This is a genomic window from Njordella aestuarii, from assembly GCF_056494165.1.
This window is the reverse complement of record NZ_CM151397.1, coordinates 2,379,888-2,395,937: the sequence shown is the minus strand read 5'-3', so window position 1 is coordinate 2,395,937 and position 16,050 is coordinate 2,379,888. Positions and strand designations below refer to the sequence as shown.

Annotated in this window: 20 protein-coding genes; 5 read left to right on the top strand and 15 right to left on the bottom strand. The window is 52.0% G+C overall.

Annotated elements, in window-relative coordinates:
- Positions 1–154: 154 nt before the first annotated feature.
- On the bottom strand, positions 155–718 hold the full coding sequence (locus tag SH451x_RS09330; protein WP_479362184.1) for an SMI1/KNR4 family protein: 564 nt from the start codon (positions 716–718) through the stop codon (positions 155–157).
- Positions 719–1,067: 349 nt separating this feature from the next.
- Here SH451x_RS09330 and SH451x_RS09325 point away from each other — a divergent pair, with 349 nt between their 5' ends.
- Positions 1,068–1,217: a hypothetical protein gene (locus tag SH451x_RS09325; protein WP_479362183.1), complete on the top strand. Its 150-nt coding sequence runs from the start codon at positions 1,068–1,070 to the stop codon at positions 1,215–1,217.
- Between the two features lie 250 nt (positions 1,218–1,467).
- On the opposite strand, the gene SH451x_RS09320 is transcribed toward SH451x_RS09325, so the two are convergent.
- Positions 1,468–2,001, bottom strand: a complete 534-nt coding sequence (locus SH451x_RS09320) for a hypothetical protein (RefSeq protein WP_479362182.1) — start codon at positions 1,999–2,001, stop codon at positions 1,468–1,470.
- Positions 2,002–2,137: 136 nt separating this feature from the next.
- On the opposite strand from SH451x_RS09320, the gene SH451x_RS09315 reads away from it, so the two are divergent.
- Both SH451x_RS09315 and SH451x_RS09310 read left to right on the top strand, forming a co-directional pair.
- The gene (locus SH451x_RS09315) at positions 2,138–3,253 is read left to right on the top strand and encodes an IS110 family RNA-guided transposase (RefSeq protein WP_479362181.1); all 1,116 of its coding nucleotides are present in this window, start codon (positions 2,138–2,140) and stop codon (positions 3,251–3,253) included.
- 432 nt (positions 3,254–3,685) lie between these two features.
- Complete coding sequence (locus SH451x_RS09310; RefSeq protein ID WP_479362180.1) at positions 3,686–3,964, top strand: hypothetical protein; 279 nt, start codon at positions 3,686–3,688, stop codon at positions 3,962–3,964.
- A 260-nt stretch (positions 3,965–4,224) separates the two neighbouring features.
- Here SH451x_RS09310 and SH451x_RS09305 read toward each other — a convergent pair whose 3' ends face one another.
- The 6 genes from SH451x_RS09305 to SH451x_RS09280 all read right to left on the bottom strand — a co-directional run bounded on the left by SH451x_RS09305 (position 4,225) and on the right by SH451x_RS09280 (position 7,724).
- Positions 4,225–4,524 (bottom strand): hypothetical protein, encoded by a 300-nt coding sequence (locus SH451x_RS09305; RefSeq protein WP_479362179.1) that lies wholly within the window; start codon positions 4,522–4,524, stop codon positions 4,225–4,227.
- Between the two features lie 194 nt (positions 4,525–4,718).
- Complete coding sequence (locus SH451x_RS09300; RefSeq protein WP_479362178.1) at positions 4,719–5,333, bottom strand: hypothetical protein; 615 nt, start codon at positions 5,331–5,333, stop codon at positions 4,719–4,721.
- Positions 5,334–5,358: 25 nt separating this feature from the next.
- Positions 5,359–5,913: a hypothetical protein gene (locus tag SH451x_RS09295; RefSeq protein ID WP_479362177.1), complete on the bottom strand. Its 555-nt coding sequence runs from the start codon at positions 5,911–5,913 to the stop codon at positions 5,359–5,361.
- Positions 5,895–6,371: a tetratricopeptide repeat protein gene (locus tag SH451x_RS09290; protein ID WP_479362176.1), complete on the bottom strand. Its 477-nt coding sequence runs from the start codon at positions 6,369–6,371 to the stop codon at positions 5,895–5,897. The genes SH451x_RS09295 and SH451x_RS09290 overlap by 19 nt, the downstream gene beginning before the upstream one ends.
- A gap of 108 nt (positions 6,372–6,479) precedes the next feature.
- Positions 6,480–7,115 carry an ankyrin repeat domain-containing protein gene (locus SH451x_RS09285; protein WP_479362175.1) on the bottom strand — a complete coding sequence of 212 codons (636 nt, stop codon included), beginning with the start codon at positions 7,113–7,115 and terminating at the stop codon, positions 6,480–6,482.
- A gap of 108 nt (positions 7,116–7,223) precedes the next feature.
- The gene (locus SH451x_RS09280; RefSeq protein WP_479362174.1) at positions 7,224–7,724 is read right to left on the bottom strand and encodes a hypothetical protein; all 501 of its coding nucleotides are present in this window, start codon (positions 7,722–7,724) and stop codon (positions 7,224–7,226) included.
- Positions 7,725–7,788: 64 nt separating this feature from the next.
- Between SH451x_RS09280 and SH451x_RS09275 the strand changes: the two genes are divergently transcribed.
- Complete coding sequence (locus SH451x_RS09275) at positions 7,789–8,052, top strand: hypothetical protein (protein ID WP_479362163.1); 264 nt, start codon at positions 7,789–7,791, stop codon at positions 8,050–8,052.
- A gap of 105 nt (positions 8,053–8,157) precedes the next feature.
- On the opposite strand, the gene SH451x_RS09270 is transcribed toward SH451x_RS09275, so the two are convergent.
- The 6 genes from SH451x_RS09270 to SH451x_RS09245 all read right to left on the bottom strand — a co-directional run bounded on the left by SH451x_RS09270 (position 8,158) and on the right by SH451x_RS09245 (position 12,616).
- A complete protein-coding gene (locus SH451x_RS09270) occupies positions 8,158–8,382 on the bottom strand; it encodes a hypothetical protein (RefSeq protein ID WP_479362173.1) in 225 nt (74 codons plus the stop codon).
- A 136-nt stretch (positions 8,383–8,518) separates the two neighbouring features.
- Positions 8,519–9,025, bottom strand: coding sequence for a hypothetical protein (locus SH451x_RS09265; protein ID WP_479362172.1), 507 nt, complete (start codon positions 9,023–9,025; stop codon positions 8,519–8,521).
- A 112-nt stretch (positions 9,026–9,137) separates the two neighbouring features.
- Positions 9,138–9,677, bottom strand: coding sequence for a hypothetical protein (locus SH451x_RS09260; RefSeq protein ID WP_479362171.1), 540 nt, complete (start codon positions 9,675–9,677; stop codon positions 9,138–9,140).
- A gap of 627 nt (positions 9,678–10,304) precedes the next feature.
- Entirely contained in the window at positions 10,305–10,880 is a 576-nt protein-coding gene (locus tag SH451x_RS09255) for a hypothetical protein (RefSeq protein ID WP_479362170.1), read from the bottom strand.
- A gap of 117 nt (positions 10,881–10,997) precedes the next feature.
- Positions 10,998–11,801: an ATP-grasp domain-containing protein gene (locus SH451x_RS09250; protein WP_479362169.1), complete on the bottom strand. Its 804-nt coding sequence runs from the start codon at positions 11,799–11,801 to the stop codon at positions 10,998–11,000.
- Positions 11,802–11,932: 131 nt separating this feature from the next.
- Positions 11,933–12,616 carry a hypothetical protein gene (locus tag SH451x_RS09245; RefSeq protein ID WP_479362168.1) on the bottom strand — a complete coding sequence of 228 codons (684 nt, stop codon included), beginning with the start codon at positions 12,614–12,616 and terminating at the stop codon, positions 11,933–11,935.
- Between the two features lie 142 nt (positions 12,617–12,758).
- Between SH451x_RS09245 and SH451x_RS09240 the strand changes: the two genes are divergently transcribed.
- On the top strand, positions 12,759–13,874 hold the full coding sequence (locus tag SH451x_RS09240; RefSeq protein WP_479362167.1) for an IS110 family RNA-guided transposase: 1,116 nt from the start codon (positions 12,759–12,761) through the stop codon (positions 13,872–13,874).
- A gap of 1,445 nt (positions 13,875–15,319) precedes the next feature.
- Here SH451x_RS09240 and SH451x_RS09235 read toward each other — a convergent pair.
- On the bottom strand, positions 15,320–16,006 hold the full coding sequence (locus SH451x_RS09235) for a hypothetical protein (RefSeq protein ID WP_479362166.1): 687 nt from the start codon (positions 16,004–16,006) through the stop codon (positions 15,320–15,322).
- Positions 16,007–16,050: the final 44 nt, after the last annotated feature.

Below are 16,050 nucleotides of genomic sequence, written 5' to 3'. Positions count from 1 at the left end.
CGGCATCTTTTCAGGAGTCAATATACCAAATGAATCACTAGCGAATGAAGAGCTTGCATCCTGGGGACGAAACGGCACAAGTAGCGGTCCCGCATACCAGGTGTTGAGGGAGGGCCCCTCGGAGCAATCCGAGGCCCTATCCCGATTGCGATGGTTACCCGTCTCTTCCAGCGGGCTTGCATTTCGCGATGAATTCGTCAAAGTCATTTGCAACATGATACAGGGAATCATACGAGTCATGCTTTTCCGGCAAGCTCCCCTTCCGACGAAGCTCTAGATATGCCTCAATTTCATCGGCGATCGCATTATAGCGTTGATAGAATCTTTCGTCCGACCAACGTGAGCGAAATTCTGAGTCAAACGCGTAAACGGCACCGTAATCGATTCCCGCGACAGATAGAAGCGTATATTGTCCGAGATGGCCAACGGCAATCGTAATGGTATTCCGAGGCGCAATGTTGGAGTCGAGAAGTGCGAAAACTTCATCAGCTTCATGGAAACCGGCAACTATGTGCGAACCAAATGGAGTAGGCACTGTACAGTCGCAAACAAGATCACCCCACCATCCGCCACATTGCTTGAGGAACCGCTTGTACGTCTTTGGAAGTTGAACCGAAGCCCGTGTTTCGATTTGTGTGATGTCGCAAAGCACATCGTCGTCCGGTGGCTCAACGCCAAGTGCAGCCAAACGTTTTGCGTAAGACGAGGAGAACATCATTTTTCTATAGGTTAAAGAATCCATGTAAGCCCTGGGTTTGGGGTCGGAGTCATTTGATTAAAATCTGGCGACTCGGGCCCGTGATGGCGAGTTGCTTGAAAAATCCTCGCTGACATTCTTCTATGGCCAAACCCTAGGAACATGAACTATAGAGATTCTCGCTCTTGACCTCGGTAAGTTCAACACCATGTGCTGCTTTTTTGACTCTGAAACTCGCAAACATCAGTTACTCAATGCTGCCACCGAGCGAACCTGCCCTACCACGCTCTTCAAAAAGCACAAAGTCGACTAAGTGCAACTTCGAATACTTTGAAGTCGCCACCAAGCTCGTCTTGGTGGATTTATGATCATGACCAGTCAAAGCATCGCTCAACACCAACCGATCTGGTTTGTTTCACCACCAAGCTTGACTTGGTGGATTGATGATCCAACCGCAGTGATTAGATCATCGTTCGACCGGGGAAAGCCCAGCCGTGACGCAAGTGCAGTGATGCGTTAAGCTGGTTTCGATCCCGCTTCGACTGAGGCGAGCTCGGTCGGGTTGGGTGGTGCGCAAGTCCGATACCGTTTTTCCTCGCTACCTGTCTTGACTACACATCAACCAGCGACTTCGGCAAGGCGCCTTATACGCTGGTTGCAAGCCTAGATACTGAGCCTCTGGCTAGCAGCTACTCAGGTGAGATTCACACTCACTCGTCTTCAACTATTTCCAGTTCGATTCGTGCATCGCTTGGTTCGCCGCTCCTGTGTCAGGTTACAACGTTCGGTGGATGATGCGGATTCTCGGAAAATTCAGCTTCGATTTCGGTAGGTGTAGGTTGATCGTTGGGGTCGGTCATCGTGTCTTTGCTTCGGGATCTGAGCAGGGCACGCAGTACCGACAAGACGACCGCAATACCCACGAAGACCAGAAACGTTTGGAAGCCATAGATCAACGGTCCGAGGGTCAAGTTAGCGCCATCAACAGTAAGTGCTTGCAAGCCGTCTTCTGTCATCTGGGCAGGATGTAGATCAGCCCATTCACGTCGTAGCCGCCATTTTTCGTGGATTTCTTGTGCGGAAAACTCGGTTGCAAGTATCGCAAAGCCAAAGATCGCAGCGAGTTTGCCAATGCGACGCAACCAGCGATTCTTGATGACGGTGAGCGCGACCAGGATTCCAGCACCGCACCAAACCGCAGCAGGATACATCGATGACAGCGAGTTGGTCCGTGAAGACTCCCAGATTTGGTCAAAGGTATCCATTTGAGTCTGCGATGCAATTCTGTCGGCGGACGGTGGCATTCACCACGCCCGCGCGATCGGTTATCCATACAGCAAATCACCGTCGCGGGCTGTGGTGGAATGCTTTGATACTCATCATGGCCTCCTTGGGTGAGGCAGTTTTTCCATTACAGTCGGAGCTGTAAAACATTCGTCAATGGAGCTTACACTCCAAAGCGAAATCTATCGCTGGCTAAAACTGTTTCACCCTCAACCCAAGAAGACACGCACGATGAAATTCTATCAAAATCAGCATCAATTCTACTGCGGAATCGACCTACACGCCAACAGTATGTACGCCTGCGTCGTCGATTCCCAAGGAGAAAAACGACTCCACGCGAACTTCCATACCCGCGATACCGCCACCTTCCTCGAAAAACTACTGCCCTTTCGCTCCAACCTCGTCATCGGATGCGAATCGACCTTCAACTGGTACTGGCTCTGCGACCTGTGCGAAGCTCAACGCATCCATTTTGTACTGGGCCACGCCCTCTATCTACGCGCTATCCATGCCGGCAAAGTCAAAAACGATGCGATCGATTCCGAAAAACTCGCCTACCTGCTTCGCGGTGGAAACTTTGCCGTCGCCTACGCTTATCCCGCCGCCTGGCGCAGCACTCGTGATCTGCTGCGGCGACGCATGCATCTGGTACGCCGCCGAGGCGAAACGCTCACGCAATTAACCCACCTGCATCATCAAGCCAACTTGCCACCGACCAAAAAGCTCCAGTATGCAAGTAACCGCGCCGGAGTCGCCGATGCCTTCACCGATCCCTCACTGCACTTCTCCGTCGAAACCGACCTAGGACTGCTTCACGACTACGATCAACACATCAAACGCCTGGAAGTCTTCCTCGAGCGGTCTGCCAAAGTTCACGACCCTAACAACTTCTTCTTGCTACAAACAATCCCCGGCGTTGGACGCATTATCGCGATGACGATCCTCTACGAGATCCACAACATCCGACGCTTTGGTGAAGTCGGGAAGTTCCTCTCCTATGCTCGGCTGGTTCGCGGTCAGCATACTTCAGCAGGCAAGAACTACGGTTCGCCCGGTCGCAAGATTGGCAACGCGTATCGCAAGTGGGCGTTCAGCGAAATCGTACCGCTGATCAAACGCCAGTCGCCAGAAGTGAAAGCCTTCTGCCAGCGAATCGAACGCAAGCACGGAGTGGCTCGAGCCAACTCGATCTTGGCCGTCAAGCTTGGTCGGGCCGTCTACTTTATGCTTAGACGTCGTCAAGTCTTCGACCTCAACCGCTTACTCAGCTAAAAATCAACGAAGCAGCTTTGTTTTACACACCACCTTAATGATAGGAACCTAACACACAAGAGAACTCGCTTCGCCAAGCTAGCCAGGCCGGCGAACTAAGCCACTAGGAAACAGAGCCGTTTTAAGAGAGCTGCGAAAGAACCCGTCGTTGTAGGCAGAGGCTCCCTGAGGAGCCGCCTGACCTGAAAGGCTTTCCTCGGACGCATGTTTCGAGCTTACGCGCATTGATTGGAGGCTTGGCGAAGCGTTTTACTTACAGAAGAGAACCAACCAGTAGAACTATCCAGAAGACTAGGAGTACTCCACCGAACTGAGGCAAACGTTGCACCTGAGCGACTAGCTGAACCCGAACTGGAACCGCGTCTGCGTGACTCGTAAAGAGCGTGCGTGGCCGGAAAGCCAACCCTATTGAATAGCAGCGAGCAGGTCAGAATGAGTTTCTATGCGGTCGGTCAATTGAAATGTGGTAAGCTCCTCGGAGCAGCCGCAGACCGACACCGAGCAATGCTTCACGGCGTTGTTTGGCAGAGCACCGGTAGATGTTTGAACGCAACCGCCTTGCTGGGAAGCACGTGTTCCGACTCGCTGCGGCGAGCGGGGCAGTTCAGCGACAAGGAAACGCGCAAGACAACCGCTAGCATCAGCTCGGCCCGCGAGTGGACTCCCCCCAGGAAAAGCCAAGCCAGTACCGTAGCCAAAGGGGTCGGGTGACAGAGTGCAAGCTCCGAGCTCGACAAAAGGGAACAAGAACAACCGTTTCGATCTGAGTGATAGAAAATTCGGAACTGATTCGAGTTGGTCCGTTCCCTTTCGCCTTCGCCCTTCACCAACGCAACTGTGAGTGAAGGGCGAAGGCGAAAGGGAACTCACGAAACCAAGCTACAAAAAAATGGCAACTTTTACCGTGTCTACCCGTACGTACTACTTGACTTCAAAGGCCATGTAGATGTTCGTCAATATGATCCTGTCGATCACGTGTCAGAATTCCCTGTTGCCTGTTTTGAGTCGTTTGAACGAAATACAGTCCGAAACATAATCAATCGTACGATGTAGACAACAAACAGAAGCCCCACTTCGCCAAATATCAAAAGCAGGTCAATGCGGATGTTCATGCTTGACGGCATCAACGACTCATACCAAGCCCACATCGGAATGAGTGCCCAAGGCAAATGGACTAGCCATCTGGCTTTTGGCCATGATGGGTGCCACGGATACAACAATGAAACCACCCACGTTGCAAGCATCATCCAAAACACGGCTTCGTACGACATTCATCGAGTCTCCCGGGAGCCACGGGCACTATAAGCACGTGTTGTTGCGTTCGATTGTACGCGACACCGGTTGCCCATGTTGCTTTGTTGACGAACGACCCGCATCACGGGGCGGCGGGAGTTTACGTTGATTTCAAAACCGGCTGGCCACCGCCGCTCCCGTGCATGCGATGGTTCGCCAACATCGCGGGCGGCTACGGTTGCCGATTGCGTTCAAGCATTCGTTGGAAGCGGGCACGTGCCAGATCCGGGAGATGCTCGTCCGTCATTTCCGTGAATATGTTCGGAAGTAAAGCCAGCTTAATGAAGTTTGCATTGACGGATTCAGGTAGTTCGGAATCCAGTAATTGCCAATCAGCAGCGGGCAACACAGCGAATCCGGCCGTATCGCTGCCATGAGTACACACCAACAGGCGGATTTCGTGGTTTGGCTGAAGTACGTCATTCAACGTGCGAATTGTGACATCTCGGTCGCCTTGATCATTCGTCAGTGGAACCGTCGTCTCCTTGTCGTCGCGGATGATCACAAGCGTATCGTCCTGCCATTCGGCGCGGATCGAGTCATCACCGAGGCAGTCAGCGCAGTATTGCGCGATCTCAGCATCATCTTCGCCCCAATCGACGGCAAAGAAGTGCGGGCAACTGTTGTCGAAGAATGCATCGTCGATGGCAGCTTCATCTCGGTCAATCAGCCATTGGCGAAGCGATTGTTCCATCGCAATCTCTTTGTTGGCGAACGGTGGCGATAAGCGAGTCGCCGGGTTTGGTATTGATGTAAAATTAGTCTGAGCTCGGCGACTTCGTTTCATCGCTTGGTTCTGCTCGCCTTCCATTCTAATAGATGTTACCGCCCCACGTCTCTAGATAGTCGAAGGAAAATGTAAACGATTGCGTTACCGCGACGGCTGCAATCGTGAACCCACCAGCGCGCCACCAATTGCCTCGATACCAGTTTTTTCCCGCGATTAATAGCAAGACACCAGCAAAGAAGAAAACAACCGGCGCACAGAGGAAAAAGACATCGAGGAGCAAGTAAGGAGTTGGGGCCTTAAAATCGATCGCAATAGAGTCTGAATCGAAGTTCGCGTAGATGCCAATTGGGATCGCCACCAAGATCAGCCCGCCGATCAAATAGCACAACGTCGCCGGTATCAGGCGGTAACGAAAACCTGTCCGTTTCGTTGCGAGCGTGCCCGATTTATCCGCGGCATCCGTCGTTTTGTTCGCGTCTTCCAATATCGGATTTGTCGATTCGTATGGATTCATATCGAGCAGAACGTTACGCATCAGCGGGCCGGCGCAAGATGCGTTGATTTCAAAACCGACCCGACCGCCGGCTCCGTTGCATGCGCTTGTTATGTGCCGTGATTTCACCACGGCTTCCACCATGGCTTCTTCTTTTCGTCTGCCCAACCGCCTGGTGGGGGCTCGAGTTTGGTCTTCAGAAACGAGAGGTACTTTGGATCCTGATCTTCGAAAATAACGTGGCCTTCCGCCATATAGGCCCGCGCTAACTCATCGGCCGCGCGCTCTTCGTTTCCGAGTTCGAGTTGGCATTGTCCAAGTCGGAGATGAAGGAATGGGTTGCCGATTGCGTCGGGGCAGTGCATGGCGAGGGACAAGTTATCGCGACAAGCGTTGTAGTCGCCGCCGAGAAAGTTGGCGTCGCCAATTGCAGCGAGCAGCCACGTTGCCGCGTCCCAATCGGTTTGAGGTTCGGGCAGCAGATCCCACGCGGCCCAGTATTTCGTGAGCGCGTCTGCATACCGCTCCGCCTCGGCAAGTGCATCACCGTCGGCGCTGAGTTTCTTGATTCGTTCGTGCGTTTCGTGGGGAAGTTCGGTCATGGTCTAGGGCACATAACGACCATGTTGACCGAGCCCCCGCCAACAAGGCTTCCATTTTGAAACGGACCGTCGGGGGCTTCGGTCCAACATTTTGTTCTGCCTTAACCGTCATCGCACTCGGTAGTCTCCGTAGCAAAGCAATCGCAAGATTGAACGAGGACGCAAATGCCAACTCGCCCATGTTAGTGGCGAATCACCATTCATGTCCTTTGCATCTTTGTGAGCACCAGCATCAAGTAGCATTTGAATCGTTTCTTCGGTTCCAAATGCGGCGGCTCGATGAAGCGGTGTTTCAGCCCGCGTCCTAATGTCACGCATGAAAGCTTCTGTGGCTACTGACGCTTCTGTGGCACAGTTCGGATTCGCGCCGTTTGCGAGCAGAATCTTGACGACAGGGTCATGGTTTCTTCGATCGGAAGTGCAAAGAGCCGAATGAAGCGGAGTCTCACCTGTTTCGACCATAGCTCTATTCACGTCCGCTCCTTGTTCAATGAGAAATTGACAAAGACGTGGGTGTCCATGGAACACAGCCCCATTCAAATCAAGATTATCGCCAAGGGTAGAAACAGTTTCGCCGTTGCGAATAAGAAATTTGATTGCCGTAACGTCACCGTAGTAGGCACACAATTGAATCAGAGCCACGCCTTCATCATTTAGTGTTTTGGCTGAGTTGCCAAGACTAACAAAGTCTACGACCAAATCGGTTTGCCCGTCCGAGATGTTTTCCAGCATGTTCTTCGCCATGGCTGTGTGTACTTTGTTAAAAGGCAGAACGTTAGCGTTGACCGAGCGGCGGCCAACTTGTTTTTTATTAATTCACGCGTTCTCCCGCCGCTTCGGTCGAACGCAAAGTTATCCACCGTGTTGAGAATCAGCAAACGTGAACCGGTTGCACTGCGAGTTCCCACGTCGGAATTGAATTGAGTCAATTGTAGCAGAACCTTTAATTCTATTGTCGATAGTTATGTCGCCGTGGAAATAGTATGTACCGGTCGTTTTGATCTCGTTCGCGTGTACATCGATAGATTTTCCCGAGTCAAGTTTGATGTTCATCCATTCCGGCGGATGAAGAGTGTTCGAGATAAGCTCAACATGGATTGAATTGTTCGACAATTTTGCGTCAACAATTATGAATCCGTCATCATCCCAAACAGATAGCTGCGTCACGGTGTCAAGCAATTGCTTTTTCAATTTCCCCGACGTTGCCGATTGAATGTATTCGATGGTTTGGTCACGGTCGTAGGAAAAGTTGACATTTTCGTAAAGAAGGAATTGAAGTGATGGGTAGCCGATCCCAATCGCAAGAGAGATCGCCAAAATTGCGATCATCAGTTGAGAAATCGAGAATCGCATTGCGGTGTGACCATAGGTGGATAACGGTAGCGATGACCGAGCCCCAATAAGAAAGGTTTGAATTATGAGTGATTCCAAGGAAGTGCCAAGCGACGTTGATGGGGCTTCGTGTCCATCGCGTTGTTATGCGGCTTACGTTGCAGGTTTGCAGCGAGCCGCACAAATTGCGAGATACTACGTAAAGCATCAGAATCTACCATGTGAATGGGAGCGAATGGACGATTTTCAAAAGTCGTTGCAGGTCACAGCGAAGAACATCGAAGACGAGATAAACGCAGAGGCAGAGCTTCCGCAATCTGAATCAAGTTTTAGAGAATCGTCCGCATAACGTCCGCGATGACCGAGGCCGCGTAAATTGACTCAACGCAAGTCATTAACGGCCGCTCGCGGCCTTCGCGTCGATCGCTTTGTTCGTCGATTGTACAAGTTCAGGTCAAACGCTTGTTGCTTCAGGTTGCTTTTTCTTTGGACTGTATCCAAAAATCGCTGCCCCTAATCCAGCCAAAATCCACCCACCGATTGTAATGCCGTATCCAACGAGGACAGGACGGTCAGAGATATTGCCAGAAGCCAATGATATCAGAATTAGATAAAGACCGCTCAGAAAAAGTAGCGTTCCTAACAGCTTCGTGATTGCAAGTATTGCTAGACGTAGCATTTGTTAGTTGCGATGGCTTGGAGGTTGAATGGGCGCAGCTATTCGAAAGCTGTTGATCGTAAGTGGGGCCAATGGAGGTTTTCGCTTCATGTTCTTCCCGACGAACGCTAGGGTTCAGCGAGCCCGAGCAGTTGACTCAACGCAAGTCAAAACGGCTGATCGAGGGCTTCGTCTGCAACCCTTTGTTCTGTGTTGCGGGCACGGTCGAGTTTGGTCGCATTGTGGGCTGTCCAGGAACAACCATCATGGATATTACAAAAAGCGAGAGTAAACCAACGATAAGTCCAGAAGAACCTAGAAGGTACCGATTCAACTTCAGGCAGTGAATCGATGCGCCAAACACAGATCCAAACAGTCCAAGTAAAACTGTCGCCTTCAGAAAGCGAGGATCCGTTCGATCAAATTGGACAATTAGAGTTGCTGCAAGGAAAGCGAGTACGACAGCGCCAATGCAAGCTCCCATCACCGTACGTCCGCGAGTCGAGGCCAAAACTACCGCGGACAGGAATGCCGGAATTGTTGCCAAGAAACCATAGTCATTTCCAAGCCAAAGTGAACCCGCACAAATAACAGCCACAAGCGTGGTCAGTGCAAGCAAGTGAGCGATCGTCCATTTGGCGGCTGATGGTTTTTCGTTACGCAAGAAGTGTCCTCTTCCTTCACACAGAACATCCACGATCACCCAGCGGGCCAAGGGAGATGTGATTCTAAAAAGTGCACCACATGCCCGCTTGGGTGCATCGATTGGTTCGTGTCTACTGTGATGCGGATTGCAGTCTGACGGTGGGGCTGTCAACATGATAACACGAAGGTGAAGACGCATTAAATGGGCTTTCTGAACTAAAGCCTGCATAATAGCTCAGTGTACCAGTCAAAGATATTCGGTCACGATAAACTACTTTTTCTGGGAAAGTGCCACCGTCTTCAAGTAAATTGACGTAAACCGATTGTGCGTCATTGGTGTAGATGTAGTTAGCTGCTTTTCCTGGGCCCATGTAAACACCAGCTAGAGTAATTTCTTTTCCAACGTACGCCTTCAGGTCGGTCTTCATCCCCGCCCAAACAGTTTCATCCTCGGCGATCGAGACCGTGAAAATTCGACCATCATCGAGTTTATAGTCGAAGGCCGTACCATTCCATTTATGAACAGCGTCTGGTTTGCCAAGTCTGCTAACCAATTGATCAGCTAATTTAGGATTGAGTTGTGAAAGAGCTTCTTGGCCACTCGAATGCGACGCCGATAAGAAGTATGAGCTAAACGTAATAATCGTCAAAAGTAAAATCTGTCGCAACATTTAGCCAGCGCCTTCGACACGAACGACTAGGTTAACCGGGTTGCCGCCAGTCAACTTGCCATGTGTGAAACCGTGCACGGCAACTCCGGTTCAACCTTTTGTTAGCACGCCTTTGCCGAGTACTGCTTCAAGCGCAACTGCGATTGACGTCAGCTTTCGAAAGTGTGATCAAGCGTCAGAGTACCGTACGGGCGAACAATTCTCAACCGCATGTTCCACGGTTTGCCGACCAAATACGATTGGGCTCAACAATTTCAGGGTTCGCCCTGGAGTCCAGTGTCAGGCGGCAAAGAACGCTTGCGATTGCTCTCGACTCCTCAGAACGCAGGACTTGTTCTGTGGTTCAGCCAGATACGACTTCAAATCCCGCTTGCGAAATCACTCACAGCGGCCACACCTTTCCAGAGCCGCCCCGTCACGCGCAACTGTTCCGTGTGGATCCGTGTCTTCCGTGGTTTCAAAGTGCGATTCATACCCGTCGGTTCACAACGACCGCCAGCCAAGAAGCAAATGCATCAACCACGAACGCGTTCTGTCTTCAAGTGCTAACGACACGCATCAGCGGGCCGGCGCGAAACGCGTTGATTTCAAAACCGGCCCGACCGCCGGCTCCGTTGCATGCGATTGTTATTTGCGGTTTTGCGGACGAAAAAGGTAGCGGAACCGTTGTTTTAAGGGAGGATCGTAACTCGCCAATTCAACGAATTGCGATGCCGCGGCAATTACTCCCGCTTCATCCTCTGGTTTCGGGTCAAGGTTTCCAGGCACGACAATCAGACCCGTGTATTGTAGCTCGGTGGATGCGACCACACGCAGTGCAGGGTTTGCATCGCCGCCAGCGTATCCGTGGAAGTCAACAATCATTTCAAGATCAACGTGGAAACGATCGTCGCCGAGGTAGTTCAGCGTCAGTGAAGTCGACGATGCGTTGTCATGTTCGGTGATATAAAATGACGCTTCAGCCTGGGAACCGTCAGGTAACACGATTCTGTATTCGGCAAGTGCGCGAAAGTCGCGTTTGGTCAATTGAAGCCACTCGACCATCGCATTGCAGCGAAATTTATCTTTGCCGTAGACGATCGGCGCGAAGTCAACGGTGATTGACCAGTAAGCGTCACGCGCAACGCCAGTATGCTGGTTCTCGAAAATGTGGCAGTAAATCTCGCCGCCATTCGGCTTCAATAGATGTGCGGGAAAGACCACGTGAGAATCCTGTCTGGTGCAAATAACGACCGCGTTGACCGGGCCGCGGCGGGTAAAGTATCCATTGCAAAGCCGCCCGATCCGCGGCTCCGTGTCCAACGCTTTGTTCTGCCATTTTTACGCTGTGGCGGCGATTGCCGATACGGCGTCGATTATCGCAATTGCATCGCAAGCATAAAGATCAGCACCGCCAAACGGATTCAATTCCAATAGGCGAAGTTGATCATTGCATTCGCAAACATCGAGAACATAGACAATTTCCGGGGCTGGAATCGCAGATGCGACCGTTGACGCAAATACCGCCGCCGCCGAATCCAATGGAGCAGCAAGTGGTTTGCGAGTTTGTGGATCATAAGCAGAGCCAGCGACGACCGAACGGTTCACGATTACGAAGCGCCATTCGTGGCCGATTTTCTGGATGGGGGCAGCAATCACAGGTATCGAATCATCATCGTAATAGAAGCCATGATCGAGTTTGGCCAGGGTCAGCGAACCGACATCGACAACCCGACCACTGAAAGGTTTAAGCGGGCTGTCAGGGCGCACGAAAATGCGATCAGTCGCGCCAAGTTGAGCTGCGATCGCTGAGGCGTCAGCGACCAGTTCATTGGCGGCGCAGATGTGCCAATCCCTGTGGACGAGCCATTGTCGGGCAGATTCATACCATGATGAGCAACGAAATCCGTCAACAGGGCAAAATGATCCCGGAGTCCATTTAAGCTCGTTGGTGATTCGAGAAGCATTGCCGAGCGAGCCATGAAACACGACCGATGAATTCGGTACTCGCGATGGCACGCCGTCCGACCACCAAGCGTCTGACCAATCAACGAGACGATGCCCGCGATCACGAATTGCGTTTCGGATCGGAACATGTGTTTCAGGAAAGATGTCGGGCTCAAGGACCCACGTAACGTCAGACATGTATTCTTGTGGCAGAACGCCAAAGGTAACCCGGCGGCGGCCGAGTGATTTTGATTTTAGAATCCGCCCGAACCGCCGCTCGGGTTGACCGCCTTGTTATGCGTCTCGTGGTTTTTTGACGCAACGATGCCTTATTTGTAGTAATAGTACCAATTGCCTTGGTAATTCTTATCGAAGTTTTGCTTCGAATCAAAACGGACTGTGAACTCGCGCTCGACCAAATAGCCAAAGTCATCGTTTGGTTTGAGAATATCAAAGTACATCCGGGCGTAGGCCTCCTTTTTGCCCATCGCCTCGTGTGATTTTGCCTGCTCGTCGGTGTAGAACATGAATGTGACATGACCAAAGCACCGAGAAATCACCCATAGATCAGGATTTGCAATTCGATTCTTCAATGACTCGATGTCATGTTCGGATAACTTGCCGTCAGCTTCTTCCTTTGCGATTGGCGCGAAGGCTGAGAAAACTACGAAAATGCGGGCGACATCGAATCCATGCGATGGTTGCCGGTTAATGATCTCCAAAAACTTTGCAGCAATTGCGGACTGTTTCCGTTGGTCGAAATTGTATCCGTCACGAAACGACTGGGCGTCTTGATGATGCTCGAGAATCACTTGCAGTCGAGGTGCGTGAAGGTCGTTTGCACCGTCGTAAATCACGTTCAAAACGGTGACATGCCAAGTCGTTGAAATCCAAGCCGCGAGCTCATCGAACGGTGGTGCGAGTTGAGCCTTGCCCTGCTTGATGCGCTTTGTAGCTCGGTATTCTGGGTCGTCTGAGGTGATCAGCGATGCTCTCCTGACGCATAACGCCACCGATAACCCAGCGGCGGCCAAAAAAATGTTGATTTCAGGAAACGCCCGATCCGCCGCTTGGGTTCATCGGATTGATACTCATCATGGCCTCCTTGGGTGAGGCAGTTTTTCCATTACAGTCGGAGCTGTAAAACATTCGTCAATGGAGCTTACACTCCAATGCGAAATCTATCGCTGGCTAAAACTGTTTCACCCTCAACCCAAGAAGACACGCACGATGAAATTCTATCAAAATCAGCATCAATTCTACTGCGGAATCGACCTACACGCCAACAGTATGTACGCCTGCGTCGTCGATTCCCAAGGAGAAAAACGACTCCACGCGAACTTCCATACCCGCGATACCGCCACCTTCCTCGAAAAACTACTGCCCTTTCGCTCCAACCTCGTCATCGGATGCGAATCGACCTTCAACTGGTACTGGCTCTGCGACCTGTGCGAAGCTCAACGCATCCATTTTGTACTGGGCCACGCCCTCTATCTACGCGCTATCCATGCCGGCAAAGTCAAAAACGATGCGATCGATTCCGAAAAACTCGCCTACCTGCTTCGCGGTGGAAACTTTGCCGTCGCCTACGCTTATCCCGCCGCCTGGCGCAGCACTCGTGATCTGCTGCGGCGACGCATGCATCTGGTACGCCGCCGAGGCGAAACGCTCACGCACTTAACCCACCTGCATCATCAAGCCAACTTGCCACCGACCAAAAAGCTCCAGTATGCAAGTAACCGCGCCGGAGTCGCCGATGCCTTCACCGATCCCTCACTGCACTTCTCCGTCGAAACCGACCTAGGACTGCTTCACGACTACGATCAACACATCAAACGCCTGGAAGTCTTCCTCGAGCGGTCTGCCAAAGTTCACGACCCTAACAACTTCTTCTTGCTACAGACGATCCCCGGCGTTGGACGCATTATCGCGATGACGATCCTCTACGAGATCCACAACATCCGACGCTTTGGTGAAGTCGGTCAATTCCTCTCCTATGCTCGGCTGGTTCGCGGTCAGCATACGTCGGCAGGCAAGAACTACGGTTCGCCCGGTCGCAAGATTGGCAACGCATATCTCAAATGGGCGTTCAGCGAAATCGTACCACTGATCAAACGCCAGTCGCCAGAAGTGAAAGCCTTCTGCCAGCGAATCGAACGCAAGCACGGAGTGGCTCGAGCCAACTCGATCTTGGCCGTCAAGCTTGGTCGGGCCGTCTACTTTATGCTTAGACGTCGTCAAGTCTTCGACCTCAACCGCTTACTCAGCTAAAAATCGACGAAGCAGCTTTGTTTTACACACCACCTTAATTATAGGAACCTAACACACAAGAGAACTCGCTTCGCCAAGCTAGCCAGGCCGGCGAACTAAGCCACTAGGAAACAGAGCCGTTTTAAGAGAGCTGCGAAAGAACCCGTCGTTGTAGGCAGAGGCTCCCTGAGGAGCCGCCTGACCTGAAAGGCTTTCCTCGGACGCATGTTTCGAGCTTACGCGCATTGATTGGAGGCTTGGCGAAGCGTTTTGCTTACAGAAGAGAACCAACCAGTAGAACCATCCAGAAGACCAGGAGTACTCCACCGAACTGAGGCAAATGTTGCACCTGAGCGACTAGCTGAACCCGAACTGGAACCGCGTCTGCGTGACTCATAAAGAGCGCGCGTGGCCGGAAAGCCAACCCTATTGAATAGCAGCGAGCAGGTCAGAATGAGTTTCTATGCGGTCGGTCAATTGAAATGTGGTAAGCTCCTCGGAGCAGCCGCAGACCGACACCGAGCAATGCTTCACAGCGTTGTTTGGCAGAGCACCGGTAGATGTTTGAACGCAACCGCCTTGCTGGGAAGCACGTGGTCCGACTCGCTCCGGCGAGCGGGCAGTTCAGCGACAAGGAAACGCGCAAGACAACCGCTAGCATCAGCTCGGCCCGCGAGTGGCCTCCCCCCAGGAAAAGCCAAGCCAGTACCGTAGCCAAAGGGGTCGGGTGACAGAGTGCAAGCTCCGAGCTCGACAAAAGGGAACAAGAACAACCGTTTCGATCTGAGTGATAGAAAATTCGGAATTGATTCGAGTTGGTCCGTTCCCTTTCGCCTTCGCCCTTCACCAACGCAACTGTGAGTGAAGGGCGAAGGCGAAAGGGAACTCACGAAACCAAGCTACAAAAAAATGGCAAACTTTTACCGTGTCTACCCGTACGTACTACTTGACTCCAAAGGCCATGTAGATGTTCGTCGCGTTTTCCGGGAATGCAAGCAGCCATTATACTGCGTTGCCACAACCCTTGCAGCGTTGTCCACTGGGTCCCGACCAGACGCGATATGTTCCGCAGGAAGTACAGCGAACTTCTGGTTTGAGTTGGGATCTGCAAGTTTCGCAACGATGTTCGTATCGCGTTTTCTTGGAGTTCTTGGCGAGTCGCGCCAAGCAGATCGGACAAACCCCAGATTTCTTTCGATTCGCGTGTTTCTTCGGACGATGTGGCAACAAGTCTTTGTCATCAAGTGCGTCATCAAGTGAGTTTCTTCGCAATCGCCGAGATGACTGCCGCTTCGTGAAAACGGTGGGCCGCTCCCCCTGCTCTTGTCGCTTGTGCCGGTTGGTGATGAGATTGGCCATGCTCTATTGTGAATGTCAGAGCGACGAACGACAGCGGTAACGGGGCCGCCGCCAAAGAACTATGATTTCAAAACCCGCGTCATCGGCGGCTCCCGTTCACCGCATGGTTATTTGGAATCTTCAATTCGAGTCAGCCACTGCGAGGCTACCGCCTCCACCCAATCGCGAAATACGGCGATGCCATCGATCGTGTACAGGGTGTATTCGGGGCAGCCGTCAAATGGTGTGACGAAGTCAAATGAATGATCTGGCGCAAACAGAATTACATTTCCAGTGGTTCGGTGACAAAAAGTCGTATTGCCATTTGCCTCGCGGGCAATCGAATGAAACTCGGTCGGTCGAATTGGCAAACTGACCCCCGCGTCCTCGAACGCCCACATATAGTCATCGAGAATGGACGCGTCACACACCGCCTCGCGTTCAGTCAGGACGTCATTGTGGTTGAGAAGCCAAGTATCTTCCGGTTCGTTGAATCGTTCCACAATGCCACCGAAGCATTTCAGTAGCTCATTGTGATCTTCATGGATATCGTTCACACCGTTTGGTGTTGGGGGAAAGCACAGCCAGCCGATTCGATAGCCGTCGGTACCATTCCACGCAAGCAAGTAGTGTGCAGCGTCATTGATGGAGACAGGCGTTACATCCGCACTCGCCAGCAATCGCGAGAGGGCGGGAAATCGTGAATTCAGTGTGTGAGAAAGTCGCAGACCGCGATATTGGTCCGAAACGCTGACGTTCGAGCCAGCATCAACGAACCAGGGGACAGCCTCAGCAAACGCCTCCCAGTCTGTCATGCGACTTCTTCCAAATAACGCCACACGTCACCGAGTCGCGGCAA